Origin of the sequence: Methylobacterium sp. J-043, assembly GCF_022829505.1 — a bacterium.
GTDB lineage: Bacteria > Pseudomonadota > Alphaproteobacteria > Rhizobiales > Beijerinckiaceae > Methylobacterium > Methylobacterium extorquens_A.
Map to the genome: position 1 here is coordinate 36762 of NZ_JAKSYB010000045.1, position 26164 is coordinate 62925.

26 protein-coding genes are annotated in these 26164 nt (G+C 68.6%); 21 read left to right on the forward strand and 5 right to left on the reverse strand.

Translation table 11 applies throughout. The features are described 5' to 3' along the window. Nucleotides 1–108 precede the first annotated feature (108 nt). Genes fumC through MKK50_RS11655 form a run of 4 tightly spaced genes read left to right on the forward strand, consistent with a single transcriptional unit; the run spans nt 109 to nt 2602 of the window. A complete protein-coding gene (gene fumC / locus MKK50_RS11640; RefSeq protein WP_499022397.1) occupies nt 109–1527 on the forward strand; it encodes a class II fumarate hydratase in 1419 nt (472 codons plus the stop codon). 60 nt (nt 1528–1587) lie between these two features. Next, nucleotides 1588–1776, forward strand: coding sequence for a DUF4169 family protein (locus MKK50_RS11645; RefSeq protein ID WP_003597777.1), 189 nt, complete (start codon nt 1588–1590; stop codon nt 1774–1776). Further along, nucleotides 1773–2060, forward strand: coding sequence for a ribbon-helix-helix domain-containing protein (locus tag MKK50_RS11650; RefSeq protein ID WP_499022399.1), 288 nt, complete (start codon nt 1773–1775; stop codon nt 2058–2060). The genes MKK50_RS11645 and MKK50_RS11650 overlap by 4 nt, the downstream gene beginning before the upstream one ends. Next, entirely contained in the window at nt 2057–2602 is a 546-nt protein-coding gene (locus tag MKK50_RS11655) for an AAA family ATPase (RefSeq protein ID WP_499022401.1), read from the forward strand. Before MKK50_RS11650 ends, MKK50_RS11655 begins: the two co-directional genes overlap by 4 nt. A gap of 9 nt (nt 2603–2611) precedes the next feature. Here the strand turns inward: MKK50_RS11655 and MKK50_RS11660 are convergent, their stop codons facing one another. From MKK50_RS11660 to MKK50_RS11670, 3 genes are all read right to left on the reverse strand, one after another. After that, a complete protein-coding gene (locus MKK50_RS11660; protein WP_060770099.1) occupies nt 2612–3097 on the reverse strand; it encodes an MmcB family DNA repair protein in 486 nt (161 codons plus the stop codon). Between the two features lie 69 nt (nt 3098–3166). Further along, nucleotides 3167–3961: a cobalamin-binding protein gene (locus MKK50_RS11665; protein ID WP_499022402.1), complete on the reverse strand. Its 795-nt coding sequence runs from the start codon at nt 3959–3961 to the stop codon at nt 3167–3169. A gap of 6 nt (nt 3962–3967) precedes the next feature. Continuing rightward, complete coding sequence (locus MKK50_RS11670) at nt 3968–4489, reverse strand: DedA family protein (RefSeq protein WP_253371958.1); 522 nt, start codon at nt 4487–4489, stop codon at nt 3968–3970. A gap of 115 nt (nt 4490–4604) precedes the next feature. Between MKK50_RS11670 and pdxY the strand changes: the two genes are divergently transcribed. The 3 genes from pdxY to MKK50_RS11685 are packed head-to-tail and all read left to right on the forward strand — an operon-like array spanning nt 4605 to nt 7127. Next, nucleotides 4605–5456: a pyridoxal kinase PdxY gene (gene pdxY, locus MKK50_RS11675; RefSeq protein WP_499022404.1), complete on the forward strand. Its 852-nt coding sequence runs from the start codon at nt 4605–4607 to the stop codon at nt 5454–5456. A 20-nt stretch (nt 5457–5476) separates the two neighbouring features. After that, on the forward strand, nt 5477–6406 hold the full coding sequence (locus MKK50_RS11680) for a PhzF family phenazine biosynthesis protein (protein WP_499022406.1): 930 nt from the start codon (nt 5477–5479) through the stop codon (nt 6404–6406). Next, entirely contained in the window at nt 6396–7127 is a 732-nt protein-coding gene (locus tag MKK50_RS11685; RefSeq protein WP_499022407.1) for an NUDIX hydrolase, read from the forward strand. The genes MKK50_RS11680 and MKK50_RS11685 overlap by 11 nt, the downstream gene beginning before the upstream one ends. Nucleotides 7128–7138: 11 nt before the next feature. On the opposite strand, the gene MKK50_RS11690 is transcribed toward MKK50_RS11685, so the two are convergent. Then, complete coding sequence (locus MKK50_RS11690; RefSeq protein ID WP_499022410.1) at nt 7139–7465, reverse strand: hypothetical protein; 327 nt, start codon at nt 7463–7465, stop codon at nt 7139–7141. 604 nt (nt 7466–8069) lie between these two features. On the opposite strand from MKK50_RS11690, the gene MKK50_RS11695 reads away from it, so the two are divergent. From MKK50_RS11695 to dgcA, 4 genes are all read left to right on the forward strand, one after another. After that, a complete protein-coding gene (locus MKK50_RS11695; RefSeq protein WP_499022412.1) occupies nt 8070–9632 on the forward strand; it encodes a 2-isopropylmalate synthase in 1563 nt (520 codons plus the stop codon). Nucleotides 9633–9818: 186 nt separating this feature from the next. Continuing rightward, the gene (gene ilvD / locus MKK50_RS11700) at nt 9819–11654 is read left to right on the forward strand and encodes a dihydroxy-acid dehydratase (protein WP_499022414.1); all 1836 of its coding nucleotides are present in this window, start codon (nt 9819–9821) and stop codon (nt 11652–11654) included. A 148-nt stretch (nt 11655–11802) separates the two neighbouring features. Then, the gene (dgcN, locus tag MKK50_RS11705; protein ID WP_499022416.1) at nt 11803–12813 is read left to right on the forward strand and encodes an N-acetyltransferase DgcN; all 1011 of its coding nucleotides are present in this window, start codon (nt 11803–11805) and stop codon (nt 12811–12813) included. Nucleotides 12814–12826: 13 nt separating this feature from the next. Then, nucleotides 12827–13807, forward strand: coding sequence for an N-acetyl-D-Glu racemase DgcA (gene dgcA / locus MKK50_RS11710; RefSeq protein ID WP_499022418.1), 981 nt, complete (start codon nt 12827–12829; stop codon nt 13805–13807). A gap of 64 nt (nt 13808–13871) precedes the next feature. Here dgcA and MKK50_RS11715 read toward each other — a convergent pair whose 3' ends face one another. Beyond that, nucleotides 13872–14990: a transglycosylase SLT domain-containing protein gene (locus MKK50_RS11715; protein WP_499022420.1), complete on the reverse strand. Its 1119-nt coding sequence runs from the start codon at nt 14988–14990 to the stop codon at nt 13872–13874. 315 nt (nt 14991–15305) lie between these two features. On the opposite strand from MKK50_RS11715, the gene MKK50_RS11720 reads away from it, so the two are divergent. From MKK50_RS11720 to MKK50_RS11765, 10 genes are all read left to right on the forward strand, one after another. Further along, nucleotides 15306–16499 (forward strand): inositol-3-phosphate synthase, encoded by a 1194-nt coding sequence (locus MKK50_RS11720; RefSeq protein WP_499022422.1) that lies wholly within the window; start codon nt 15306–15308, stop codon nt 16497–16499. Nucleotides 16500–16511: 12 nt separating this feature from the next. Then, entirely contained in the window at nt 16512–17432 is a 921-nt protein-coding gene (locus MKK50_RS11725; protein WP_499022423.1) for a hypothetical protein, read from the forward strand. A 31-nt stretch (nt 17433–17463) separates the two neighbouring features. Next, nucleotides 17464–18645: a class I SAM-dependent methyltransferase gene (locus MKK50_RS11730; RefSeq protein ID WP_499022425.1), complete on the forward strand. Its 1182-nt coding sequence runs from the start codon at nt 17464–17466 to the stop codon at nt 18643–18645. Then, entirely contained in the window at nt 18645–19673 is a 1029-nt protein-coding gene (locus MKK50_RS11735; RefSeq protein WP_499022426.1) for a Gfo/Idh/MocA family protein, read from the forward strand. Before MKK50_RS11730 ends, MKK50_RS11735 begins: the two co-directional genes overlap by 1 nt. Nucleotides 19674–19792: 119 nt before the next feature. Beyond that, nucleotides 19793–21412: a YcaO-like family protein gene (locus MKK50_RS11740; protein WP_499022429.1), complete on the forward strand. Its 1620-nt coding sequence runs from the start codon at nt 19793–19795 to the stop codon at nt 21410–21412. Next, nucleotides 21409–22302, forward strand: a complete 894-nt coding sequence (locus MKK50_RS11745; protein WP_499022431.1) for a sugar phosphate isomerase/epimerase family protein — start codon at nt 21409–21411, stop codon at nt 22300–22302. Before MKK50_RS11740 ends, MKK50_RS11745 begins: the two co-directional genes overlap by 4 nt. Next, nucleotides 22299–23537, forward strand: a complete 1239-nt coding sequence (locus MKK50_RS11750) for a glycosyltransferase family 4 protein (protein WP_499022433.1) — start codon at nt 22299–22301, stop codon at nt 23535–23537. Before MKK50_RS11745 ends, MKK50_RS11750 begins: the two co-directional genes overlap by 4 nt. After that, nucleotides 23534–24295 (forward strand): PIG-L deacetylase family protein, encoded by a 762-nt coding sequence (locus tag MKK50_RS11755; RefSeq protein WP_499022435.1) that lies wholly within the window; start codon nt 23534–23536, stop codon nt 24293–24295. The genes MKK50_RS11750 and MKK50_RS11755 overlap by 4 nt, the downstream gene beginning before the upstream one ends. Further along, a complete protein-coding gene (locus MKK50_RS11760) occupies nt 24279–24905 on the forward strand; it encodes a uracil-DNA glycosylase (protein WP_499022437.1) in 627 nt (208 codons plus the stop codon). The genes MKK50_RS11755 and MKK50_RS11760 overlap by 17 nt, the downstream gene beginning before the upstream one ends. 211 nt (nt 24906–25116) lie before the next feature. Next, a complete protein-coding gene (locus tag MKK50_RS11765; protein WP_253371923.1) occupies nt 25117–26148 on the forward strand; it encodes a lysylphosphatidylglycerol synthase domain-containing protein in 1032 nt (343 codons plus the stop codon). Nucleotides 26149–26164: the final 16 nt, after the last annotated feature.

Below are 26164 nucleotides of genomic sequence, written 5' to 3' on the forward strand. Positions count from 1 at the left end.
CGGCGGTAACGGAGTGCGCGATGCGTCATCCCCCATTCCGGGCCGGCATCGCGCTTGTCATCGTGCTTCGTTAAGTAGGGCCGCATCCGAGCCAACGAAGAGGCCACGATGTCGCCGCACGAGAACCCTTCCGTCGAGACGCGCACCGAGTCCGACACCTTCGGCCCGATCGAGGTGCCCGCCCACCGCTACTGGGGCGCCCAGACGCAGCGCTCGATCCAGAACTTCAAGATCGGCACCGAGCGCCAGCCGGCGCCGCTCGTGCACGCGCTCGGCATCGTCAAGCAGGCCGCCGCGCTGGTGAACAAGGATCTCGGCGGGCTCGACCCGAAGGTCGCCGACGCGATCGCCGAATCCGCTGCCGAAGTCGTCGCCGGACGGCACGACGACGAGTTCCCGCTGGTGGTGTGGCAGACGGGCTCGGGCACGCAGTCCAACATGAACGCCAACGAGGTGATTGCGAGCCTCGCCAACGAGCGGCTCGGGGGCAAGCGCGGCGGCAAGTCGCCGGTCCACCCCAATGACCATTGCAACCGCGGCCAGTCCTCGAACGACACCTTCCCCACCGCCATGCACATCGCGGTCGCCCGGGAGGTTCAGGAGCGGCTGCTGCCGGCGCTCTCCCACCTTCACACCGCGCTCGACGCCAAGGCGAAGGAGTTCGAGAGCATCGTCAAGATCGGCCGCACCCACTTGCAGGATGCGACCCCGGTCTCGCTCGGCCAGGAATTCTCCGGCTACGCCGCGCAGGTCGCCCTCGGCGGCGCGCGCATCGCCGCCACGCTCCCCGGCGTCCTGGCCCTGGCCCAGGGCGGCACGGCCGTCGGCACCGGCCTCAACGCGCATCCGGAATTCGCGGATCGCTTCGCGGCCAAGGTCGCGGAATTGACCGGGCTGCCCTTCACCTCGGCCGAGAACAAGTTCGAGGCGCTCGCCACCCACGATGCGCTCGTTTTCCTCCAGGGCGCACTGACGGCCCTGGCCTCGGGTCTGTTCAAGATCGCCAACGACATCCGCCTGCTCGGCTCGGGCCCGCGCTCGGGCCTCGGCGAATTGTCGCTGCCGGAGAACGAGCCTGGCTCCTCGATCATGCCGGGCAAGGTCAACCCGACCCAGTGCGAGGCGCTGACGATGGTCTGCGCGCAGGTGGTCGGCAACGGCACCACGGTGAGCTTTGCCGGCTCACAGGGACATTTCGAGCTCAACGTCTTCAAGCCGGTGATCGCCAACGCGGTGCTGCAATCGGTGCGAATCCTGGCCGACGCCTCAGTCAGCTTCACTGACAATTGCGTCGTCGGCATCAAGGCCAACACTGACCGAATCAGCGACCTGATGAGCCGCTCGCTCATGCTGGTGACCGCACTCGCCCCGTCGATCGGCTACGACAAGGCTGCCGAGATCGCCAAGACCGCGCACAAGAACGGCACCACCCTCAAGGAGGAGGCGCTGCGGCTCGGCTACGTCACGGACGAGGAGTTCGAGCGGGTCGTGCGCCCCGAAACCATGCTGGCGCCGAGCGCGGAATAAGCGCTAGGTTCGCTTCCCGGCGCGGACCTTCCGCGCCGGGTCGTCCGGAGGGCTGACACGGTGGCCGAGATCATCAACCTGCGCCAGGTGCGCAAGGACCGTGAGAAGGCGGCGAAAGAGGCCAAGGCCGCGGAGAACCGCATCCTGTTCGGCCGGCCGAAAAAGGCGAAGACGCTGGCCGAGACGCGCAAGGCGATCGAGCAGTCCCGCCACGAGGGCCACCGCCTCGCCGATCCCGACAAGGAATGACGCGCGCACCTCTGCGGGAAAACGCGAAGCGCTCCGTCATGATCGCGGGCCACCGCACCAGCGTCTCGCTGGAAGCGGAGTTTTGGGGCGCACTTCAAGAGATCGCGCTGGGGCGCGGACAATCGGTGCAGGCGCTGATCGGCGCCATCGATTCCGAGCGCGGCGCGCGCAACCTGTCTTCGGCCATCCGGGTGTTCGTCCTCCACGCGATGAAGGACCGCTCGGCGACCGTCATCGCCGACGGCGGCGATACATCGGCCGATCTTCGCCTGTCTCCGGAATGAAAAGCCGTTTCTTCGTCGTCACCGGCGGTCCCGGCTCCGGCAAGACCTCGCTCGTCCAAGCCCTGGCGGATGACGGCCTTGCCCATGTTCCTGAGGCGGGCCGGGCGATTATCCAAGAGCAGGTCGCCATCGGCGGCACGGCCTTGCCCTGGGCCGACCGCTCGGCCTTCGCCGAGCACATGTTCCGGCGCGACCTCGACGCCTACCGCACAACCGGGGCGCTTCGGGGGCCTGTCTTGTTCGACCGTGGGCTCCCGGACGTGATTGGTTACCTCACGCTCTGCGGCCTTCCGGTCCCGCCCGTGATGAGAGAGGCCGCTGAGCGGTGCCGCTATCATCGCCGTGTCTTCCTCGCGCCCTTCTGGCCGGACATCTTTTCGCAGGACGACGAGCGTCGGCAATCCGCCGAGGAGGCGGAGGCCACGGGCCACACGATGGCGCGGATCTACACAGAGCTTGGCTACGAACTGGTGCCCCTCCCTCTCGCACCGATCGCCGAGCGCATCGCCTTCGTTCGAAACGCGATCGACCGGCCGGCCTGAGTCCGAGCGCTACAGCGCCCCCTCCCTGATCGCGCCGGGATCGGCCAAGGCGTGCAGGAGGCCGGCGGCGGAGTGGGCGAAGCGTAGGGTGACGGACTTGCGCCGGGCCGGGCTCAGCGGATGGTCCGGCGGCTCGCGCAGGATCGCGGCGCCGAAGGAATCGGCGACGATGAGGCCGCATTCCTCCGGGATCAGCGACTCCGGCACGGTCTCGGGGATCGCGAAGAAGAAGCGGTCGCAATAGTCGCGGTAATCCGGCCATTTCCGGTCGGCGCGAAAGTCGGCGACGCTCGACTTGATTTCGACGATGGTGAGGCGGCCCGCGCCGCAGAGCGCGATCACGTCGGCCCGGCGCCCGTTGGCGAGCGAGAATTCCGGCAGGCTCACGCAGCCCATCTCGGCGAGCAGGCGCCGTACGCCGCGCTGAATGTTGAGCGCGGTCGGCGACTGGCGCCGGTCGGGCGGAAGAACGATGTGGGCGAGGGCTGTGGACATGCCGGGCTGCTGGCTTGCGGATGCGGCCGAATCGAGTCCGCGCATCCTGCCAGCGGGATCACGTCGGTGTCACCGGCCGCTTTGCCGCACGGCCAAAGCCGCCCGGATTGCCGCGAACCCGTCCGTCAGCGCCGCCGGGCCCGGCTGGAGGATCAGCGGCGACTTGATTTCATGGATGCGCCCTGCCGCCACTGCGGGAATGGCGTCCCATCCGGGTCGAGCGCGGATGCGCTCCACGTTGACGCGCTTGCCGCACCAGGAGGCGAGTATCACGTCGGGCGCGGCCGCGATCACCTGATCCGCGGTGACGATCCGGTCCTTAGCTGCCTGGGCGCGGCTCAAGTCCGGAAACACGTCCTGCCCGCCGGCATAACCAATCAGGTCGGAGACCCAGCCGATGCCGGAGATCATCGGCTCGTCCCACTCCTCGAAATAGACCTTCGGCCGTCCGCGCCCCGCGTTCTTGGCGGCGACCTCCGCGAGATGCGCCTCGTAGGACCGCGCCAGCGCCTCGGCCCGCTCCGCCGCGCCAACGAGGGCGCCGACGGTGCGGATCATTGCAAGGCAGCCGGCCACATCGCGCTGGTTGAACAGGTGGACCGCCACGCCGGCGCGGGCGAGGCTGGCGACGATCTCGGCCTGGAGGTCGGAGAAGGCGAGGACGAGGTCCGGTTCGAGGGCGAGAATCTTCGGCAGGTCGGCACTGGTGAAGGCTGAGACACGCGGCTTCTCCCGGCGCACCTGCGGCGGGCGCACGGCGTAGCCCGAGACCCCGACGATGCGGCGATCCTCGCCCAGCAAATAGAGTGTCTCGACGGTCTCCTCGGTGAGGCAGACGATGCGTTCGGGCGGGAAGCGTCGCATGGCGCGTCAGTAATGGAGCCATGTCAGCAGGCCCGCGCCGGGGGCGAGCAGCACGAAGGCCCAGACGAAGGCCGAACTCCAATTCGCGAGCTGGAACGGGATGCGTGCGAGGCCGAAGCTGCCAGCGACCAGCGGGACCACCGCCCGCGCCGGGCCAATGAAGCGGCCGATGACGATCGCTCCCGCCCCCCAGCGCCGCAGGAAGGCCTCGGCCTTGGCCGTCATTTCCGGGTGCCGGCTCATCGGCCAGAGGCGCTTGATTCCGTCCTTGTAGTAGAAGCCGACCTCATAGGAGACCCAATCCCCCAGTCCCGCGCCGATGCCGGCCCCGATGACCAAGGGCCAGAACGGCAGGCCGCTGCTGCCGATCAGGGCGCCGATGCCGAGCAGGATCGCCGTGGCCGGCACCAGCAGCGACAGAACGGCCAGCGATTCGCAGAAGGCGATCACCCCCGTCACGACAGGAGCCCAAGCCTTGTAGGTCTCGAGGAAGGTGAGGATGGACTGGCGGGCGGCGTCGAAATCCATACTCACTCCGGAAGATTGGCCCTGTTCGGCCGAGCCGTAACGCGCTGCCGCACCGATCGGATGCGCGCAGGGTCCCGCTGGGTTATCAGGTTTCAGGAGCGGATACCGGAGCACCATGAAGGTTCTGTCGATCCAGTCGCATGTCGCCTACGGCCATGTGGGCAATTCGTCCGCCGTGTTCCCGATGCAGCGGCTCGGGGTCGAGGTCTGGCCGGTGCACACGGTGCAGTTCTCCAACCATACCGGCTACGGGCAATGGCGCGGGCGCGTCTTCGACGGGCCGGCAGTGGAGGAGGTGGTGCAGGGCGTGGCCGAGCGCGGCGCGTTGAAAGAATGCGATGCGGTGCTCTCCGGCTATATGGGCTCGGCCGATATCGGCACTGCGATTCTGCGGACGGTCGCGGCCGTCCGGGCGGCCAACCGCGCGGCGCTCTATTGCTGCGATCCGGTGATCGGCGACACCTATTCCGGCGTCTATGTCCGCCCCGGCATCGCCGACTTCATGCGGTCGCAGGCCGTTCCCGCGGCCGACATCCTCACCCCGAATCAGTTCGAACTCGATCTCATCTCGGATGCGCCGAGCGACACGCTGGAGGCGGCCAAACGCGCGGCTGCCTCGGTGCAAGCGCTCGGCCCCCGCGTCCTGCTCGTCACCTCGCTCGTCACCGCCGAGACGCCGCCGGACGCAATCGACATGATGGCGGCCGAGGGCGGCTCGTTCTGGCGGGTGCGCACGCCCCAGCTCGACCTGAAAGCGGTCTCGGGCGCGGGCGATGCGGTCGCAGCGCTCTATCTCGTGCATTACCTGCGCACCGGCTCGGCGGCCCTGGCGCTCGGCATGGCGGCGGCCTCGATCCACGGCCTGCTACGCCGAACCGCGGAAGCTGGTTCGGAAGAGCTGCTGACCGTTGAGGCGCAGGAAGAATTCGTCGCGCCGAGCGCGGCCTTCCCCGTCGAGATCGTCTGAATCTTCAAAAAGGAGTCATGATGCCGGACCGCCGCTTCGCCACCCTCGACGTGTTCACCGACACGCCGCTGGCCGGAAATCCGCTCGCGGTGGTGCTCGACAGCGAGGGGCTCAGCGCCGAGGCGATGCAGGTGATCGCCGGCGAGTTCAACCTGTCGGAGACGGTGTTCGTCCTGCCGCAGGCCGAGTCGCGCCACCGGGCCCGTCTGCGTATCTTCACGCCGGCCCGCGAACTGCCCTTCGCCGGCCATCCGACGGTCGGAACGGCGGTGCTGCTCGCTCTCCGCGACCGGGCCGAGCGGCAGGCGGTGGCTTTGGCCGATGCCGCTGCCTTCGGCATCGAGGAAGAGATCGGCATCGTCTCCTGCGTGGTCGAGGCCGCGGAGGATGGCAAAAGTGGCCGTGCCCGCTTCAAGCTGCCGGTTCTGCCGACCTATCTCGGCGAGGCCCCGGCCAACGATGCCCTGGCGGCGGCCCTGGGACTGAAGCCCGGTGATCTCGGCTTCCACCGCCATCAGCCGAGTCGCCACGGGGCCGGCCCCTCCTTCACCTTTGTGCCGCTGGCCTCCGGTGAGGCGCTGGCGCAGGCCCGGCTCGATACCGCTCGGTTCGAGCGCCTGTTCCGACATGCCGAACCCGACGCGCTCTACCTCTACGCCGTCGACGCGGAGGGCCTTGGGCAGAGCTATCAAGCGCGGATGTTCGCGCCCCATCTCGGCGTCGCGGAAGACCCGGCGACGGGCAGCGCCGCGGCCGCCTTCGCCGGCGTGCTGATGCAGTTCGAGCCGCTGGGCGAGGGCACCCACGACGTGACCATCCGCCAAGGCGTCGCCATGGGGCGGCCGAGCACGATCGACCTTCAGGTCGTCATCGCGGAGGGCGCTCTCCGCTCCGTTGAGATCGGCGGGCAGGCCGTGGTGGTCAGCGAGGGCGTGCTGCGTGTCGATTGAGATCGCGGGCGAGGCCGCACCCGGTTTCAGCCTCACGCCGCTGGAGCGGGTCTCGGCGCGGCGCGTCGAGCACGATTGGGCCTGGGCGCGTGACAACGCCGAGGCGATCGACTGCAACTGGGAGCGCCGACGGGTGGACACCCCGGGCCTGTTCGACGGGCCGGTCTACCTCGCCAGCGGCTGCGCGATCGCGGACGGCAGCTGCGAGGCGAGCCTGTTCGAGGTGCGCTACTCGCGCTTCCTCGCCTTCCGCGATGCGGGCGTGCCCGACGCGCTTGTGGCCAACGCCTTCGCGGCGATCGTTCCGCACAGCCGTGACGGGGCGGTCCTGCTCGGCGTGATGGGCGCCCACACCGCCAATGCCGGCCAGATCTACTTCCCCTGCGGTACGCCCGATCCCGGCGACCTGCGCGACGACGGCACGGTCGATCTCGCGGGCAGCGCCGCACGCGAGCTTTTGGAGGAAACCGGCCTGACGCTTCCCGAGGGGGCGGCGGAGGAATGGGTGCTGCTGCGCGGCGACGGCCAACTCGCCTTCCTGCGCCCGGTTCACTTCGACGGCTCGGCCGAGACGCTGAAGACCCGGATCGAATCGCATCGCGGCCCCGAGGACGAGCCGGAACTCGCCCGCAGCGTCATCGCCCGTTCGCGCGCCGACATCGACGCCGCCCGGATGCCGGGCTTCGTTCAGGCCTATCTCGCAAGCATCTTTCCGGTCTGAAAGCCCGGCTGTTACCGGTAGCCGTAGCGCGCCTTGGCCGCCGCGAGCAGGCTCGTCGCCTCGCCCTCGCGGCCGGCGGCACAGGCACCCGCTGCCTTATCGAGGTCGGCGCTGAAGCGCGTGCCGACGGCCGCGGACAAATCGCCGGTCTTCACGTCGCCCGTGACGATGGCCTGCGTCCGGGCGATGGTCGGGCCGCAACCGGCGCCGGTTGGCAGGGCGGTGACAGCCGGTGCTGCGGCTACGGCCGCGACCGGAGGCGGCGCGCTCGACTGGCAGGCAGTCAAGGCGCAGCCGAGGAGGAGGAGGGAGACGGCACGGGGAAGCGGCGCGGGCACGACGGGTCTCTCCGGTTGCGAGAGCAGGTTCGCTGCAGCCAAGCTTGGCTGGCGGTTTGTGCCCTTCGGGCATGGGCCGGTCAATCGTCGGACAGACGCGGTACAGTGCATTTGCCCGAAGCCGCGTGCACGACTTCAAGGCGCGAAGAGCGTCGCGCGAAGCGGGCTTTTCGGGGGGTGAGCACCGAACAGTATCGAGCGGAGCGGAAGCATGAGCCTGCGGAGGCCAGCGCCGGCGACCGAGGCCCGCAGAGAATCAGGGCGATCGGCTTCAAGCGGTCCACTGGCATGTGCTTGTCACGATCCCCGCCAATCGGTACATACCGCCACCCTGGTCTCGTGACGGTCTTACCGCGAGTCAGCCTCTTGAGGAGAATCGAGCGTGGCCCCTGGCCGCCCTGCGCAGACGAACGATGGCGCCGCTCTCGCGGCCGCTTCGTCGTGCGCGCTCATTCTCGTAGGCCTGCTTCTTAGCCGCCCCTGAGGGCCGTCCGGGCGTGATCGCCTGGGCTCTCAGGGGACGCCGCCCATCGACCGGAAGACAGGCTTTTTCCGGCGCCGCTCCCACAGTGTCGAGCGCGCCGGCTGCGAGGAACGAAGACCCATGGCGAACACCACTCAGAGCGCGAAAGACCGCGTCGTCATCTTCGACACGACGTTGCGCGACGGCGAGCAATGCCCCGGCGCCACCATGACGCTCGACGAGAAGCTGGCGGTGGCCGAACTGCTCGACGGAATGGGCGTCGATATCATCGAGGCGGGCTTCCCCATCGCCTCGAACGGCGACTTCGAGGCCGTCTCCGAGATCGCCCGGCGCACCAAGCGGGCCACCGTGGCGGGCCTCGCCCGCGCCATCCCCGCCGACATCGCCCGGGCCGGCGAGGCGGTGCGGCACGCCGAGCGCGGCCGCATCCACACCTTCGTCTCGACCTCGGCGATCCACCTCGCCCACCAGATGCGCAAGACGCAGGATGAGGTGATCGAGATCATCCTCAAGACCGTGGCCCAGGCCCGCGACCTCGTCGAGGACGTGGAATGGTCGGCCATGGACGCGACCCGTACCGACATCGACTACCTCTGCCGCTGTGTAGAGGCGGCGATCCGCTCGGGCGCCACCACCATCAACCTGCCCGATACGGTGGGTTACGCCACGCCGCAGGAATACGGCGCGATGTTCCGTCAAGTCCGCGAGCGCGTACCGAACGCCGACAGGGCGATCTTCTCCGTGCATTGCCACAATGATCTCGGACTGGCGGTGGCGAACTCCCTCGCCGGCCTGGAGGGCGGAGCCCGGCAGATCGAGTGTACGGTCAACGGCATCGGCGAGCGCGCCGGCAATGCGGCGCTCGAAGAGATCGTCATGGCGATCCGCACCCGCGCCGACGTGATGCCCTACGACACCGGCATCGACTCGACGATGCTGACCCGCGCCTCGAAGCTCGTCAGCCACGCGGCGAACTTCCCCGTGCAGTACAACAAGGCCATCGTCGGCCGGAACGCCTTCGCCCACGAAAGTGGCATCCACCAGGACGGCATGCTCAAGCATTCCGAGACCTACGAGATCATGACCCCGGCCTCCGTCGGGCTCGCCAAGACCTCGTTGGTGATGGGCAAGCATTCGGGGCGCGCCGCGTTCAAGTCGAAGCTCGGCGAACTCGGCATCTCGCTGTCCGACAACCAGTTCCAGGACGTGTTCGAGCGCTTCAAGGCGTTGGCCGACCGGAAGAAGCACGTCTACGACGAGGATATCGAGGCGCTGGTGGACGAGAAGCTCGCCACCGCCCACGACCGCATCAAGCTCGTCTCCCTGTCGGTGATCGCCGGCACGCGGGGCCCGCAGCGCGCAACGATGAAGATCGAGATGGACGGCCGCGTCTTTACCGCGGAGGCCGACGGCAATGGCCCGGTCGACGCGGTCTTCAACGCGATCCACGAGATCGTGCCGCACGACGCAGTGCTCGAACTCTATCAGGTCCACGCCGTGACCGAGGGCACCGACGCGCAGGCCGAAGTCTCGGTCCGCCTGAAGGCCGGTGAGCGCTCGGTCACGGCGCGCGGCGCCGATCCGGATACGCTGGTGGCCTCGGCTAAGGCGTATCTCTCGGCGCTCAACAAGCTCTCGGCGGCCTCCGTGCGGCTGCACGCGCAGCACGCCGCGGTGGTGTAACCGGCGCTCGTCCCGCCCAATCCCCTCATCCTGAAGTGCCGCGAAGCGGCCTCGAAGGAGGGCTCCAGAAGGCCCGCGATCCCTGGAAGCCTCCTTCGAGGCTCCGCTTCGCTCCGCACCTCAGGATGAGGGCGTGTTTTGGATGACCGGTCGAATGGCCGGTCGGATTCGAAAAGTCCCGAAAGAATGCCCGCTTACCGCTCCCGCACCACCACACACGGCCGTAACATGGCCGGCGCCCGCGGCCTGTGGCGCGCCACGGGCATGAAGGATTCGGATTTCGGCAAGCCGATCATCGCGGTGGTGAATTCGTTCACGCAGTTCGTGCCCGGCCACGTCCACCTGAAGGATCTTGGCCAGCTCGTGGCCCGCGAGATCGAGCAGGCGGGCGGAGTCGCAAAGGAGTTCAACACCATCGCGGTCGATGATGGCATCGCCATGGGCCATGACGGGATGCTTTACTCGCTGCCGTCGCGCGAGCTGATCGCGGACTCGGTCGAGTACATGGTCAACGCGCATTGTGCCGACGCCATGGTCTGCATCTCGAATTGCGACAAGATTACCCCCGGCATGCTGATGGCGGCTCTGCGCCTCAACATCCCGGCGGTGTTCGTTTCCGGCGGGCCGATGGAGGCGGGCAAGGTCGTGATGAACGGCGTCACCCGCAAGTTCGACCTCGTCGACGCCATGGTGGCGGCGGCCGACGACCGGGTCTCGGACGAGGATGTGGCCGTCATCGAGCGCTCGGCCTGCCCGACCTGCGGCTCGTGCTCGGGCATGTTCACGGCCAATTCCATGAACTGCCTCACCGAGGCGCTCGGTCTCTCGTTGCCCGGCAACGGCTCGACGCTGGCGACGCACGCCGACCGTAAGCGCCTGTTCGTCGAGGCGGGCCACCTCATCGTCGATCTCGCCCGCCGCCACTACGAGCAGGACGACGCCAGCGTCCTGCCGCGCGCGATCGCGACGATGGCCGCCTTCGAGAACGCGATGACGCTCGACATCGCCATGGGCGGCTCGACCAACACGGTGCTGCACCTGCTCGCCGCCGCGCACGAGGGCGAGGTGCCCTTCACCATGGCCGATATCGACCGGCTGTCGCGCCGCGTTCCGGTGCTGTGCAAGGTCGCCCCGGCGGTCGCGAACGTCCACATGGAGGACGTGCACCGGGCCGGCGGCATCATGGGCATCCTCGGCGAACTCGACCGCGCCGGTCTGATCGACCGCTCCGTCGGCAATGTCGGCTCGGGCACGCTTGGCGCGGCGCTCGACCGCTGGGACGTCAAGAAGACCCAGAGCGAGGCGGTCCAGACTTTCTTCCGCGCCGCGCCCGGCGGCGTGCCGACCCAGGTCGCCTTCAGCCAAGCCTCGCGCTGGGATGAACTCGACCTCGACCGCGAGGCCGGCGTCATCCGTGCGGCCGACCACGCCTATTCGAAGGATGGCGGGCTGGCCGTGCTCTACGGCAACCTCGCCGAGGATGGCTGCATCGTGAAGACGGCCGGCGTCGATGCCTCGATCCTCACCTTCACCGGCACCGCCCACGTGTTCGAGAGCCAGGATGCGTCGGTGGATGCCATCCTCAACGGCCGGGTGAAGGCCGGCGAGGTCGTGCTGATCCGCTACGAGGGCCCCCGCGGCGGCCCCGGCATGCAGGAGATGCTCTACCCGACCAGCTACCTAAAATCGAAGGGCCTCGGCAAAGCCTGCGCACTGGTCACCGACGGCCGCTTCTCCGGCGGCTCCTCCGGCCTGTCCATCGGCCACGTCTCGCCGGAAGCCGCCGAGGGCGGTCTGATCGGCCTCGTGGAGCAGGGCGACCGGATCGAGATCGACATCCCGAACCGGCGCATCCACCTTGCCGTCGATGAGGCGGTGCTCGCCGAGCGCCGCGCCGCCCGCGAGGCGGAAGGCTGGCGTCCGGCCGCGCCCCGCAAGCGCAAGGTCAGCACGGCGCTGCGCGCCTACGCCATGCTCGCCACCAGCGCCGCCAAGGGGGCGGTGCGGCGGATCGAGGAATAGGCAAGACCCCGGTCAAGGACCACGTCGGGAACATCGGCATGATGAAGTATGGCTGCAACGCTTTTGCAGTCATGCCTCGCGCATCGGGCACGGATCGCGCATAGACGCGTTCTCAGGCGGAGCTTCGCTCCGGACGGGACCATCGCCCATGCAGATCGCCACGCCCTACCTGATGTTTCTCGGCGACGTGCCGGACCGGCTTGCCGCCAAGACCGCCTACGGCATCAACGACTGGCGGCCGGAATGGTGCGTCGGCCAACTCCGGATGGAGGGCTGCGCCGCCGATCTCGACATCCCCGACCTGAAGCTCGACGAGGCGGTCGCCAAGGGCTGCAAGACCATGGTCGTCGGCGTCGTCAACGCGGGCGGCGTGCTACCCGATCACTGGGTCGAGGAGATCGTTGCCGCGCTCGATGCCGGGCTCGACGTGGCGAGCGGGCTGCACGTGCGGCTCGGCTCGATCCGGCAGATCGCTGAGGCGGCGGAGCGCAGCGGCCGTACCCTGCACGACGTCCGCCACACCACCGAGACCTTCCCCACTGGCAAGGGTACGAAGCGGCCGGGGCGTCGCCTGCTTACGGTCGGCACCGATTGCTCCGTCGGCAAGAAGTATACGGCGCTTGCCCTCGAACGCGGCATGCGCGAGCGCGGCTTCGACGCCGATTTCCGCGCCACCGGCCAGACCGGGGTGTTCATCTCCGGCCGGGGGGTGGCGATCGATGCGGTCGTGGCCGATTTCATATCCGGCGCCGTCGAATGGGTCTCACCGGCGGCCGAGCCGAATCACTGGGATCTGATCGAGGGGCAGGGCTCGCTGTTCCACCCCTCCTTTGCCGGCGTCAGCCTCGGCCTGCTGCACGGCGCGCAGGCCGATGCCTTCGTGATCTGCCACGAGCCGACCCGTACGCGTATGCGGGGCGTCGAGGCGAGCCTGCCGACGATTCAGGACGTCATCGACCTGACCATCCGCTGTGGCTCTCTGACCAATCCGGGCATCCGCCCGGTCGGTATCGCCGTGAACACGCAGGCGCTCGACGCCTCGCAGGCGCGCGCGCTGCTGAGCGAGGCGGAGGCCACGCACGGCCTTCCCGCGACCGATCCCGTGCGCTTCGGTGTCGAGGGGATCGTCGATCGCATCGCCACCGAGTTTCCGGCCTGAGGGAGCGTTGCCGATGCCGCGTCTGACCGTTTCCGTCGAGCGCTTCCCCATCGCCGGATCGTTCACGATCTCCCGCGGCAGCCGGACCGAGGCGGTCGTCGTCGTCGCGACGCTCGAGGCTGGTCCGTTTCGCGGTCGGGGTGAGTGCGTGCCCTATGCCCGTTATGGCGAGACGGTCGAGAATGTCGCTGCCGCGCTCGAAGAGCAGGCCGAATGGATCGCCAGCGGGGGAGGGCGTTTCGATCTTGCCGGGCGGATGAAGCCGGGCGCGGCTCGCAACGCCCTCGACTGCGCCCTGTGGGATTTCGAGGCGAAACGCACCGGCACGCCCGCCTACGAACTCGCGGGCGTCGCCGCGCCGGGGCCCGTCACCACCGCCTACACCCTGAGCCTCGGCGATCCCGAGGCGATGGAGGAAGCGGCCCGCGCGGCGTCGCACCGTCCGCTCTTGAAGGTGAAGCTCGGCGGCGAGGGTGACCCCGAGCGGATCGCCGCCGTGCGCCGCGGCGCGCCGGATTCACGCCTGATCGTCGATGCCAACGAGGCGTGGCGCCCTGAGACGATCCACGACAACCTCGCGGCCTGCGCGGCGGCGGGCGTCGGCCTGATCGAGCAGCCCCTCCCGGCAGGCGAGGACGAATTGCTCGCCGAGATCGACCGCACGATCCCGATTTGCGCCGACGAGAGCCTGCACGACCGCGCGGGGCTCGATGCGCTGGCCAAGCGCTACGACGCGATCAACATCAAGCTCGACAAGGCCGGCGGGCTGACCGAGGCACTGAAGCTCGCGCACGAGGCGCAGGCGCGGGGCTTCGAGATCATGGTCGGCTGCATGGTCGGCTCGTCGCTGGCCATGGCGCCGGCCATGCTGCTTGCCCACCACGCCGCGTATGTCGATCTCGACGGGCCGCTGCTGCTCGCCCAGGACCGGGAGCCGGCCCTGCGCTACGAGGGCAGCACGGTCTATCCGCCGCTGCCTGACTTGTGGGGTTAGAGCATCGTCCCGAAAAGGTGGTCACCGGCTTTCGGAAAATGACGATGCTTCAATCCCGTGGTGCCTACTGCACCGAGTGGAGCGCGAGCGACGGCGCCACGACCTCATTGAGCCGCAGGCGGGCGTCGAGGATCGGCGCGGCCGGCTCGTCGGCCTGCTGCTGCGCGAGATCGGCGATGGCCTGATACTGGCTCAGGCGCCGGTCGATCATGCCGTCGAGCTTCTCGTGGACTTCGGCCACGGTCAGGCTGCGGCGCTTGGCCCCGTCCTTGGCGGTGAAGATCGCGCGGTTGGCCCGCGCGGCGCGGCCGAAGGCGGCCGTCGCGACCTTGTCCGGATCCTCGGCGCTGAGCGAGAGGAACTTGCCGGCGCTCGCGGTGCCGAGGAAATGCGCGAGATAGAGTTCGGTGGTCTTCAACTCGCGGCCGATCCGGGCTTCGATCCGGCTACGATCACGCTTGATCAGCTCGCCGGCCATTAAACCGGACACGAAGGGGTCGTTGCGCAGGTCGAGCACCCGCTTGCGCAGTCCCGCATCGGCGATGGTGATGCCGGTGCCATGCCCCTTCACCGCGGCGGCCTCGTCGGCCATCCCGTGCTTGGCGCCGTACTGGCGGATCATCTCCAACCACGTGCCGGTGACGAACTGGAACAGACCCTGCGCCGAGGAGGCGGAGGACTTCACGCTGGTATCGAAGCTCGATTCCTTGTCGGCCAGCGCCATCATGTAGACGGGATCGACGCCGGTCACCTCGGAGGCCTTCAGGATCGTCTCCACCAGCAGACGCGGCACGCTCATCTCGCCGAAGCGCAGAATCTCGTCGTCGTTGTCCGTGCGGGGATTGGCCAGCGAGGCCTGCATGCGCTCGATCGAGGCGGTCAGCCCCCCGTCCTGGCCGAGCAGCGCGGTGCCGCCCCATTCCGCCGAGGCCCCGGCCGGGCGGAGATCGGCCCGCACCATCGTCGGGATCGTTATCGCGACATGTGCGTTCTCGTAGGCGGACACGTCCTGCGGCCCGGCCAGCAGCAGGGTCAGGCTGGCGCTCAGGGCGGCAAGGCTACGCACGAGCGGCGAACGAACGCGCGACGGCTGCGAAGCAGCACCGTTGCCGGCATTCGACCCGCAAGGCACGAGTCGGCTTACGTCGTCGGCGCAGCGCGCCGGCTCCGGGTAAACCCCCATCGGTCTTCCTTGTTGGTGCCTCGGCGTTCTTTTGTGCCGGGCTTCGTTTGACCGGCGGAGGTTTCGCCGCCGGGTGTGACCACAATGGGACCACCCCGTGATCCAAACGTGATCCCGTTAATGCAGCGTTAAGCCATTGTGTTTACGATATTTTAACCAAACAATGCGGTCCCGGCGAAACTGGGCCTGCGGCAAAGATGGCAGGGCCGGCCCCGGAACGCACCGGGTTGGTCACAGTTGTCATGGGCCGCGCGGCCTCCCGTTAGGGCTCATCCTAAGGCGTCAGCGCCACCACAACAGAAAGATCGAGTTCCCATGGGCATTCAGACCGGTCGCCGCGTCGGAGTGGCGTTCGTTGGCATGGGCGGTGCAGTCGCGACGACAGCCATCGCCGGCATCGAAACCATCAAATCGGGTTCGAACCGTCTGGATGGCCTCCCGCTCGCTGGCGTGTCCGTCGCCGGGATGGCCGACTACAAGGATCTCGTGTTCGGCGGCTGGGACCTGAACGGCGACGACCTCGCCTCCGCCGCCACCGGCCACGGCGTGCTGACCCGCGAGGACATCGAGAACGGTGCCCAGGCCCTGAAGGGAATCACCCCCTGGCCGGCGGTCGGCTCGGCTAAGTTCTGCAAGAACATCGACGGCGGCAACCGCATCGTCGCCAAGGACCATCGCGAGACCGTCTCGGTCATCGCCAACGACCTCAACCGCTTCCGCAAGGAGAGCAACCTCGACGACGTCGTGGTGATCAATCTTGCCTCCACCGAGCGCTGGCCCGATCTGTCCGAGCCTGTGCTGAACTCGGCTGAAGCCTTCGAGAAGGGGCTGGATTCGAGCGACGAGTCGATCTCTCCGGCGATGCTCTATGCTTATGCAGCCATCAAGAGCGGCGTTCCTTACGCGAATTTCACTCCCTCCATCGCAGCCGACGTACCGGCCCTGATGGAACTCTCCCGCGAACTGAACGTCCCGGTCGCCGGCAAGGACGGCAAGACCGGCCAGACCATGATGAAGACGGTGCTGGCGCCGGCTCTGAAGGCCCGCCAGCTTCACGTCGATGGCTGGTTCTCGACCAACATCCTCGGCAACCGTGACGGCCTCGCCCTCAACGATCCGAACTCGCTGCAATCGAAGCTTAACACCAAGGGCACGGTGCTCGATTCGATCCTCGGCTACCCGGTCGAAGATCACCTCGTGCACATCCACTATTACCGTCCGCGCGGCGACGACAAGGAAGCCTGGGACAACATCGACGTCACCGGTTTCATGGGCCAGCGCATGCAGATCAAGGTGAACTTCCTCTGCAAGGACTCGATCCTGGCGGCCCCGCTGGTCATCGAAATCGCCCGTGTGCTGGACCTCGCCAAGAGCCGTGGCGACGGCGGCGTGCAGGAACAGCTCTCGACCTTCTTCAAGGCGCCGATGGTGAAGAATGGCCACGGTCCGGAGCATGATTTCGGCAAGCAGCAGCGCATGCTGTTCGATTGGCTCGGTGCGCAGCAGTAAGGCCGCGCGCCCGTGACGGGTTTTTCGGAAACCGGGCCGGCAGCCCCCGTCGCGGTGCGGGAACTGCTGGTCGAACTCGGCGATCTCAAGCGCGTCCGCTCGGCGGGACGCGCGGGCTCGATCGCCGAGCGCCTGTTCGCTCAAGGGTGGTCAGCTCTTACCGGCGGTGCTGCGCCGGAGACGGTCGCCCTCGACATCACGGCCAAGGCGCTGGCCGCCGCGCGGCTCTGCGATCTCGACGCTGCGTTCCTTTCGGCCGCCGGGCTCGACGAGGCGCAGGCGTCCGCCGTGCTGGTCGCGGGCCTCGATGCCGTGTCCGAATCGGTCGAGGCCGTGTTGCGGGATCAGCTGCGGGCCTGCCTGCGCCAGCCCGCCGTTTTGCCGGCCGGGCCGGTGCCCGGCTTCGTCGGCGCTCTGGCGCAGCAGCCCCGCGCGGGCGTGACCTGCCCCGGCAAGCCGCGCATCCTGCTCGAACCACCCGAGAACCACGCCGAGCATTGCCTCGTCGTGGCGGTCTACGGCGTGCTGCTCAGCCCGTTCTACCGGGCCGATCCGACGACCGTGTTCCTGGCGGCGATGGCGCATCACTTCCACAACGCGGCGATGCCGGATGCCGGCTTCACCGGCGAAATGCTGCTCGGCGACCATCTCTGGCCGATCGTGGGACGCTGCTCCGAATGGGCCCTAGCGGAGCTTGACCAGCCGCTGCGTGAGACGGTCCGCGCTGCTCGCCTCGTCCTGCCGGACGATGCCACGGCGGAGGGCCGCGCCTTCCACGCCGCCGATTCCATCGACCGCGTCCTGCAGATCGCGCAGCACCTCCGGGCCGCCTCGCTCACGATGGAGACGGTGCTCGGTGAGATGGAACTGGTCCATGCCGGGCCGGTCAAGGCTTTCCAGGATCGCGTTCTGACCGATATGCGCATCCCGTGACGTTTCGCGCTGTCCGGCAGAACCGAGGATCATGATCCCCTTCGATCTCCTTTCGCCGGAGACCGGCCACAGGCTCAAGGCCGACGGCGCGCATGCCCTGCGCGACGCCGAAACCGGAGCCCGCTGGCCGGTCATCGATGGCATTCCCTATCTTCGCACCGGCCGCGACAGCCTTGTCGCGGCGGCGCTCGACCATCTCGACGCCGATCGGGTGGAGGACGCGCTCGTCCTTCTTCTGGCCGATCAGGACGATTGGTGGACCGGCCCACCGGCCGACCCGGAGGCGTTGCGCCGGCTGGTGCGGGAGCGCGAGAGCGCCTCCCTGCGGCAGGCCGTGGACTGGCTCGGCTGGGGCCGCGTCGGCGACTATTTCGTCAACCGCTGGACCGACCCGACCTTCCTGGCGGGACTGAGCCTGCTGGAGGCGCACTGGAACAGCCCGGTCTGCGTGTTTGAGCTTGCCTGCGGCATCGGCCATTACCTGCGCGAATTGAAGCGTCGCGGTTTGAAGGTCGCGGGGGCGGACGTGGTGTTCGCGAAGCTCTGGGTCGCGCGGCACTGGGTGGTTGGCGAGAGGGCGCAGCTCGTCTGTTTCGACGCGTCATCCGCGCATTGGCCGATCCCCGAGGCGCCGGTCGATCTCGTGATCTGCAACGACGCCTTCTACTTCCTCGACGACAAGCCCGGCATCCTGTCCTGCCTGCGGCAGACCGCCGGAGAGGAGGGCTGGCTTGCCCTCAGCCACATCCACAACAGCGGACGGCCGGGCTTCTCGGCCGGCAAGGCGATCTCGTCGACTGAGATCGAGGAGCTGTTCCCGGACGGCCTCGTCTACGACGATGCCGAGTTGACCCGTGCGCTGGTCGAAGCCCGCGCACCGCAGCCCCGCGAGCCGCGCGACCTCCGGAGCTGCGAGGCATTCTCGGTGGTGGCCGGGCCCGGGATGCGCCCGGCGCCGCGGGCGATCGTCGACGGGATCACGCTGCCGCCGCCGGATGCGGCCCTGCAGCTCAATCCCCTCTACGTGTCCGATGAGGGCGGCTTCGCCATCCGCTGGCCGTCGGAGCGTTACGAGGCCGAGTATGCCTCGCAGGCGACCTATCCGCTGCATTCGGATGGCCCGAACGCCATTGATTGGAATGGTAAGCCCAGCGCGTCGGAGGCAGCGCGAGTCCGCCGCCGCGAATACGTCGATCTGCCGGAGCGCTGGTGATGGTAGGAAGCGTCGGCTGGGGCATCGTCGGCTACGGCTGGGTCGCCCGCGACTACATGGCGCCAGGCATCCGCGCCGCGGGGCACCGGCTGATCGCCGTCGCCGATCCCGGCGCGACCTCGCGTGCGGCGGCGGAAGCGGAGGGCGCGCGGGCACATGCCGACCTCGCCGGGTTGATCGCCGAGCCTGAGGTCGAGGCGGTCTATGTCGCCACGCCGAACCATCTCCATCGCGGCGCGGTCGAAGCGCTCTGTGCCGCCGGAAAGGCGGTTCTGTGCGAGAAGCCGATGGCCGCCGCCCTCGCCGACGCGGAGGCGATGACGGCGGCTGTGCGCCAGACCGGCACCTTCTACGGCACCGCCTTCGACCAGCGCCACCATCCCGGCCACCGTGCCATGCGCGACCTTATCCGCGCGGGCCGGCTCGGCACGGTGACGGCGGTGCGCATCGTCTATGCCTGCTGGCTCGACCGGGCCTGGGCATCGTTCCAGGGCCAGGACAACTGGCGCATCGATCCCGCCCAGGCGGGCGGCGGCGCCCTGATCGACCTCGCACCCCACGGGATCGACCTCGTCGATTTCCTGCTCGGCGAGCCGATCACCGAGATCGCGGCCATGACTCAGGCCCGCGCGCAGGACTACGCTGTCGATGACGGCGCCCTGCTGATCGGCCGTACCGGTTCGGGCGCGCTCGCCCAGCTCAACGTCGCCTATAACTGCCCCGACGCCCTGCCGCGCCGCCGGCTGGAGGTGGTCGGCACGAGCGGGATGCTGACCGCGACCGACACGATGGGCCAGACCGCGGGCGGTAGCGTCACCTTCACGAACGGTGCGGACGGCCGCGTCGAAGCGATCCCCTTCGACACGACGGCCTCGCCCTTCCTCGAACAGGTGCGCGCCTTCGGCCGCGCCCTGCGGGAGCCGGACGAACGCGCCGCCTGGGACGCCGAACGCGACCTGCACACCATGCGCCTGATCGCCCGCGCCTACGCGGCGGCGGGCAGACCGGCCGGCCGCGACGCGGCCTGACTACGATCAATGGGAGGAGACCGTAGAATCCCACCCTCGCCCTCATCCTGAGGTGCGGCACCTTCGGATGAGGGGCAGGGTTGGAGACAGGACGGTCCGCCGCTGCTGATGGAACGGAAATGACAGCGACCGACGCCCTCGACCGGGACGACCGCGCCCACCACCCGAATCTGGCGGCGCCGCGCCCCTATCGCCGCGGCTCTTCGCGCCGGATCGAGGGGTTGCCCGCGCGGCTGCCCGACGTCGTGAAGGCCTATCTCGACATCCTGCCCGAGGGCCGGGTCGTCGGCTTCAATCTGGCGGGGCTCGACCGCACCGGCATCCCGGTCTGGTTTGTGGCGCTCTTTCTCGATGATCCGTTCTATGTCGGCGCCATGCCCTCAGGCATCGGCTACGGCGCGACCGACGACGAGGCCCTGATCGGCGCCGTGGCCGAGATCGCCGAGAATCTGATGCCGTCCGTCGCCCTGCTGCCGCGCAAGGGCGACAACCAAGCGGCCGTCTCCTACGCCGACCTCGTGCGCGTCTACGGCGCATCCTCCGTCGCCGATCCGCTGACGCTGTGCCTGCCCGCCGGCTCGTCGGTAGGCCGCGAGACGCCGCTCGACTGGACCAAGGCGGTCCGCGCCCGAACCGGCGAGTCGGTGTGGATGCCCCTCGACATCGCCGCGACCGACTACTTTGAGTTGCGCGAGGGCTATCAGCCCTTCACCAACCTCATCACCAACGGCCTCGGCGCCGGGCCGGACGTGGATTTCGCGCTCGGCCACGGCCTGCTCGAACTGCTCCAGCGTGACGGCAACGGTTTGCTGTTCCGGGCCCTCGACCAAGGCGTGATGCTCGATCTCGACGGGATCGGCCCAGAGACCCGCGGTATGCTCGACCGGCTGGAAAGCCTCGGCATCCGGGCGCTGCCGAAATTCGCCACCGACCAATTCGGGCTCACCAACCTCTACGTCGTCGGCTACGACATGGATCCGGCCCGCACACCCGCGCCGATCGCGCTCTCGGCCTGCGGCGAGGCCTGCGATCCGGACCGTGAGCGGGCACTGCGCAAGGCCCTTCTAGAGTTCCAAGCCGCGCGGGTTCGGAAAACCTTCGGCCACGGGCCGCTGGCGCTCGCCGACACCGTTGCGCCGCCCGGCTATGTCGAGTCCTTCATCCAGAAGGCATTGCCAAGCCTCGACCTTGAGGAGAGCCGCGCGCTCCAGGCCATGCTCGCATGGCTCGACTTGTCCTCGGCCGAACTGCGTCAGGTTCTGAGCGGCACGGTCTATTCCGAGCGCAGCACCAAGGCATTTTCCGATCTGCCGATGACTCCGGCTCCGGATGGGCACGCCCGCGGAAAGATCGCCCGTGACCGGCTGGAGGAAGCGGGCTTCGACGTTCTGTACGTCGATTGCACGCCGCCCGGCGGCGGGATCGGCGTGGTCAAGGCGATCGTGCCAGGGCTCGAAGTCGAGACCATGAGCTATTACCGGATCGGCGAGCGCAACGCGCAGAAACTGATCGATCGCGATCATCCGCTGATCCGCTTCGGCACGCCGAGCGACACGCTGCTGCCCGTCCGCCTGACGCCGGAAGCCATCGAGCGCCTCGGCGGCCAGCCGCTCTTCGACGTGGCGCTGGCCGATGAGATCGTCGGCCCGCACTATCCGCTCTACCGAGAGCCGGAATCGCACCACGCGCCGTTCCGCTACGAGCGCCAGGGGCGGCGCGCCGATCGGAGGCCCGCATGAGCCTGCGCTTCGCCTACAACACCAACGGCACCGCCAACCACCGCATCGAGGACGCGATCCGCCTCATCAAGGATGCGGGCTATGACGGCGTGGCGCTCACCCTCGACATCCACCATCTCGACCCCTTCGCCGAGAATTGGGTGATCGAGGCCGATCGCATCGCCAGCCTTCTGAACCGGCTCGAACTCGGTTCGGTGATCGAGACCGGCGCCCGCTTCCTGCTCGACCCTACCGCCAAGCACGAGCCCACGCTCGTCACCGCCGACGCTTCGGGCCGGGCGCGGCGTGTCGGCTTCCTCAAGCGCGCGATCGAGATCGGAAAGATCCTGGATTCCGAGGCCGTCTCGTTCTGGGCCGGCGTGCCGAAGCCGGGCGTGGATCACGGCGAAGCGCGGGGATGGCTGATCGAGGGGCTGCGCGAGGTCTCCGATTTCGCTGCGGAGAAGGGCGTCGTTGCCGCACTCGAACCCGAGCCCGGCATGCTGATCGAGACACTCGACGATTTTGCTGCGATCGATCTGCCGGGCCTGTCGCTCGCCCTCGATACCGGCCACTGCCTCGTCACGAGGGAGCGTGATCCGGCCGCGGCCGTGCACGAATTCGCCCTACGCCTCGGCACCGTGGCAATCGAGGACATGAAGCGGGGCGAGCACATCCACCTGCCCTTCGGCGAGGGTGACATGGATGTCCCCGCCGTTCTGGATGCGCTCGACGCGATCGGATTTCGGAAACTCGTCTGCGTCGAGCTTTCGCGCGAGTCGCACCGCGCCGACGTCATGGTCGGCCAGTCCCTCGACTATCTCCGCACCTGCCGCCGTCCCGGCCCCGGTCTTCCGATGCCGGACACCACACGGCGCGAAGCCACGATGCCCGGGCTGCCCACGTCATGAGAATCTGCTTCGTCAGCCGCCGCTACTTCCCGGCGATCTCCGGCATGAGCGTCTATGCGCAGAACCTCCTGCGCGAGGTGGCAGGGGCCGGCCATGACGTCACGATGATCTCGCAGTATCGAGGCGACGAATTCGGTACGCGGGTCTATGGCGGCGGCCCGCCGCCCGCCGTGCCCGGCGTTCACGTCATCGGCCTCGAACAGAAGGGCGAGCAGGAGGGCGGGGATTTCGAGCGTGACATTGTTGAGATCGTCGCGACGATCTGCGCCGAGCACGCCAGAGAGCCGTTCGACGTGCTGCACGCGCAGTACGGATACCCGACCGGCTGGGCGGTGCTTCTCGCGGGCAAGCGGCTCGGCGTGCCGACGGTCGTCTCGATCCAGGGCGGCGACGGCCACTGGGTCGGCTCCTGCTGCGAGACGCATCGCCGCGCGATGGTCGAGGTGCTGGCCCATGCCAACGCCCTGCTGATCGGCGGGCAATCCTTCCTCCGGGAAGTCTGCGACCGGCTCGGCTCCGATCCGAGCCGTTTCACCATCGTCCCCGGCGCCGTCGATACCGCGCGCTTCACCCCCGGCGAGCGTTTTCGAGCCGAGCGCGAGGACGAGGAGCCGGTGCGGCTGCTGTACCACGGCAGGGTCGACCGCCGGAAAGGTGTGCTCGATTTCCTCGACGCTTTGGAGCGTCTCTGGGAAGCCGGCGTGCCGTTCGACGCGACGATCTCGGGAATCGGACCGGATGTCGAGTCCGCCCGCGAGAAGGCGGAGGCCATCGGTTTCACCTCGGCGCAGGTCCGCTTCACCGGTTACGCCGACTACGACACCGTGCCGGACCTGTACCGCGAGGCCGATGTGTTCGTCTCGCCGACCTATGCGGAGGGATTCTCGAACACGATTCTGGAGGCGATGGCCGCCGGGCTCGCGGTGGTCTCGACCCACTCCGTCGGGGTCTCGGATTGCCTGCGGGACGAAGAGAACGGCCTGCTGGTGAATCCCGGCGACGTGCGGGCTCTCACCGCCGCCCTTCGGCGGGTGGTGGAGGACGACGATCTGCGCCAGCGTCTCGCCGAGGCCGGCTTGGAGGAGTGCCGCCGGGTCTATTCCTGGACCGCCGTCGGCCGCCAGATCATGGATGTCTATGCACAGGTCGCCGGTGAGCGCCCTCACACGGATGTCCCGGACACGCTGCCGATCGACGCCGATTGCCGCTTCCGCAAAGAGCCGCACCTGCTGTGACGCGCACCGCACTCGCCATCTCGCCGCATCTCGACGATGCGGCCTTCTCGGCCGGCGGCACGCTGGCGCGGCTCGCCGCGCAGGGCTGGCAGGTCGTCATGGCGACGATCTTCACGGCCTCTGTGAGGGATCCGCGCGGTTTCGCCCTCGCGTGCCAGCTCGACAAGGGGCTGGCGCCGGAGATCGATTACATGGCCCTGCGCCGCGAGGAGGATCGCGCGGCGGCCCGTGCGCTGGGCATCGACGAGCCGGTCCACCTGCCGTTCCGGGAGGCGCCGCACCGCGGCTATGGGTCGGCGCCGGAATTGTTCTCCGAACTTGCCCCCGATGACCGGATCGGCCCCAACCTCGCCGACGCGTTCGAGCGGCTGGTGGCCGATACCGGGCCCGACCTAATCCTCGCGCCGCAGGCCGTCGGCGGTCATGTCGATCACGTGCAGGTCGTGCGCGCCTTTCGCGGCGCGCAGCCGCCCCTGCCGGTGCTGTGGTGGCGGGACTTCCCCTACACGGTGCGCAGTGCCGAGCCGAAGGAGCCGCTGCGGGCGATCTTCGAGCACCTGCCTGAGCAAGTGGTGCGCCTCGATTCGGAAGCGGAGGACCGCAAGGCGGAAGCCTGTGCCGCCTACGCGTCGCAGATCGGCTTCCAGTTCGGCGGACCGGAGGGCCTGCGCACGCGTCTCTCTGCCGAGAACGGCATCGAACGCTTCCGCTTGCAGGGCCGGGTGCCGCCGGATCTGCGCGATGCCGGCTTCGCCTGACGCGCCGAAGAGCCTGCGCGATCCCGCCTGTCTCGACGCGCGCCGGGCGATGGCCGACGCGCCGCATGTCCGGCCGCTGCGCGCCTTCGCTCGAACCATCGCCGCCGAGCGGGGTGCGGCCGTACCCGATCCCGATCCACTCGATGGCGGCGTGGAGGCGCGTCTGCTCCTGCTGCTCGAAACACCGGGCCCCTCGATCGGCCAGACCGGCTTCGTCTCCCGCGACAATCCGACCGGCACCGCCGCCAACCTGTTCCGCTTCCTCGCTGAAGCCGGGATCGCGCGGCGCGACACGCTGATCTGGAACGCCGTGCCCTGGGTGATCCACGCGCCCGGCGCGCTCAACCGCGCGCCTCGCCGGTCGGAAGCGAGCGCCGCCACGCCTTACTTTGCACTGCTGCTCGCGCTCCTACCGCGGCTCGCGGTGGTCGTCCCGGCTGGGCGCTTCGCGCGGGAGGCGTCGGCGCCGCTCTTCGCCCTGCGGCCGGAGCTGCCCGTGGTGGCAATTCCTCATCCGAGCCCGACCTATGTCTGCACCGCGCCCGCCGTGCGCGAGCGCATCCTGGCGGGTTTAGCAGAGGCAGCCGCGCGTCTCGCTGCGGCGCCGTGACGGTCGGGATGGCGTGATTTCGGCCGCATTCCCGGTGCAGGGCATCCCCGTGCCGGTGGCCCCTCGCTGGCCTTTGGCGGTCGAAGCCCCTAAATGCCGCGGGGGCGGTTCGGGATCGACACTGCCCGGGACGACCCGCGCCGAATACACCCTGCGGTCGACCAGCGGAGGCGGACACCGTTCTCACATGAAACCTGCCGGGAAGCACAGGATGGTCACGGAGGCCGAGCCGGCCGACGCGGACCGCGAGGCTGATGCCGGATCGAAGACGGCATCGAAGCGCGGGCGCTATGCCTGGATCGGCACGATCGCCAGCCTCGTCCTCATCGTCGCCTCGCTCGGCGTTCTGTGGAAGCTCTCGGAAGAGATTAGTTGGGCCGCGCTGCAGGCGGCCTTCACGGCGGTGGCCGCGACGCAGCTTAGCGAAGCCTTCCTGTTCGTGGCGGTGAGCTACCTGTTCCTGACCTGCTACGACGCGCTTGCCCTGCGCCAGCTCCGGATCAAGCTACCCTACCGCATCACGGCGCTCGCCTCCTTCACGAGTTACGCCGTGAGCTTCACCCTCGGCTTCCCGCTCATCACCGCGGCGACGATCCGCTACTGGATCTACTCGAAGCGCGGGTTGTCGGCGGCCAAGATTGCCGCACTGACGGTGATCGCCGGCTTCACCTTCTGGCTCGGCATGGGCGTGGTGCTCGGCTTCAGCCTCATCATCGAGGCGGGCCAGCTCGCGAGCCTCACCTTCAAGAGCATCGGCGTCAACACCACCGCGCGCCTCAATCAGATCCTCGGCTTCGGCACGCTCGGGCTCGTGCTCGGCTATCTCGCCTGGGTCTCGGTGAAGCGGCGCTACATCAAGGTGCGCCACTGGCAGCTCGAATTGCCGGGCGCCACGGTGTCGTTCAGTCAGATGGTGGTCGGCATCGGCGATGTCTGCGCGGCGGCGGCCGTGCTCTACATGCTGATGCCCGAGGGCATGAACCTGCCCTTCACGACCTTCCTGGCGATCTACGTGCTCGCGGCCATGCTCGGCATCGCCTCGAACGCGCCGGGCGGGATCGGCGTGTTCGAGGCAACGATCCTGCTCGCTCTGTCCTACCTGCCGCGCGAGTCGGTGCTCGGCTCGCTGCTGCTGTTCCGGGTCTGCTACTATCTCGTTCCTTTCGCCCTCGCCCTGCTGATGCTCGGCATCTACGAAGGAACACAGCGTCTGCGGCGCCGGGCGGCCGCTAACGACCCGTGATCCGGCCGGTTCCCTA

Coding starts and splice junctions, on each gene's coding strand:
- pdxY (WP_499022404.1), top strand. CDS start 4,605: ATGAAGGTTCTGTCGATCCAGTCGCATGTCGCCTACGGCCATGTGGGC.
- MKK50_RS11730 (WP_499022425.1), top strand. CDS start 17,464: ATGATCCCCTTCGATCTCCTTTCGCCGGAGACCGGCCACAGGCTCAAG.
- MKK50_RS11765 (WP_253371923.1), top strand. CDS start 25,117: ATGGTCACGGAGGCCGAGCCGGCCGACGCGGACCGCGAGGCTGATGCC.
- MKK50_RS11655 (WP_499022401.1), top strand. CDS start 2,057: ATGAAAAGCCGTTTCTTCGTCGTCACCGGCGGTCCCGGCTCCGGCAAG.
- MKK50_RS11740 (WP_499022429.1), top strand. CDS start 19,793: ATGACAGCGACCGACGCCCTCGACCGGGACGACCGCGCCCACCACCCG.
- MKK50_RS11715 (WP_499022420.1), bottom strand. CDS start 14,990: ATGGGGGTTTACCCGGAGCCGGCGCGCTGCGCCGACGACGTAAGCCGA.
- MKK50_RS11750 (WP_499022433.1), top strand. CDS start 22,299: ATGAGAATCTGCTTCGTCAGCCGCCGCTACTTCCCGGCGATCTCCGGC.
- MKK50_RS11720 (WP_499022422.1), top strand. CDS start 15,306: ATGGGCATTCAGACCGGTCGCCGCGTCGGAGTGGCGTTCGTTGGCATG.
- dgcA (WP_499022418.1), top strand. CDS start 12,827: ATGCCGCGTCTGACCGTTTCCGTCGAGCGCTTCCCCATCGCCGGATCG.
- dgcN (WP_499022416.1), top strand. CDS start 11,803: ATGCAGATCGCCACGCCCTACCTGATGTTTCTCGGCGACGTGCCGGAC.
- MKK50_RS11650 (WP_499022399.1), top strand. CDS start 1,773: ATGACGCGCGCACCTCTGCGGGAAAACGCGAAGCGCTCCGTCATGATC.
- MKK50_RS11735 (WP_499022426.1), top strand. CDS start 18,645: ATGGTAGGAAGCGTCGGCTGGGGCATCGTCGGCTACGGCTGGGTCGCC.
- MKK50_RS11760 (WP_499022437.1), top strand. CDS start 24,279: ATGCCGGCTTCGCCTGACGCGCCGAAGAGCCTGCGCGATCCCGCCTGT.
- MKK50_RS11670 (WP_253371958.1), bottom strand. CDS start 4,489: ATGGATTTCGACGCCGCCCGCCAGTCCATCCTCACCTTCCTCGAGACC.
- ilvD (WP_499022414.1), top strand. CDS start 9,819: ATGCCCGCTTACCGCTCCCGCACCACCACACACGGCCGTAACATGGCC.
- MKK50_RS11665 (WP_499022402.1), bottom strand. CDS start 3,961: ATGCGACGCTTCCCGCCCGAACGCATCGTCTGCCTCACCGAGGAGACC.
- MKK50_RS11680 (WP_499022406.1), top strand. CDS start 5,477: ATGCCGGACCGCCGCTTCGCCACCCTCGACGTGTTCACCGACACGCCG.
- MKK50_RS11660 (WP_060770099.1), bottom strand. CDS start 3,097: ATGTCCACAGCCCTCGCCCACATCGTTCTTCCGCCCGACCGGCGCCAG.
- MKK50_RS11745 (WP_499022431.1), top strand. CDS start 21,409: ATGAGCCTGCGCTTCGCCTACAACACCAACGGCACCGCCAACCACCGC.
- fumC (WP_499022397.1), top strand. CDS start 109: ATGTCGCCGCACGAGAACCCTTCCGTCGAGACGCGCACCGAGTCCGAC.
- MKK50_RS11695 (WP_499022412.1), top strand. CDS start 8,070: ATGGCGAACACCACTCAGAGCGCGAAAGACCGCGTCGTCATCTTCGAC.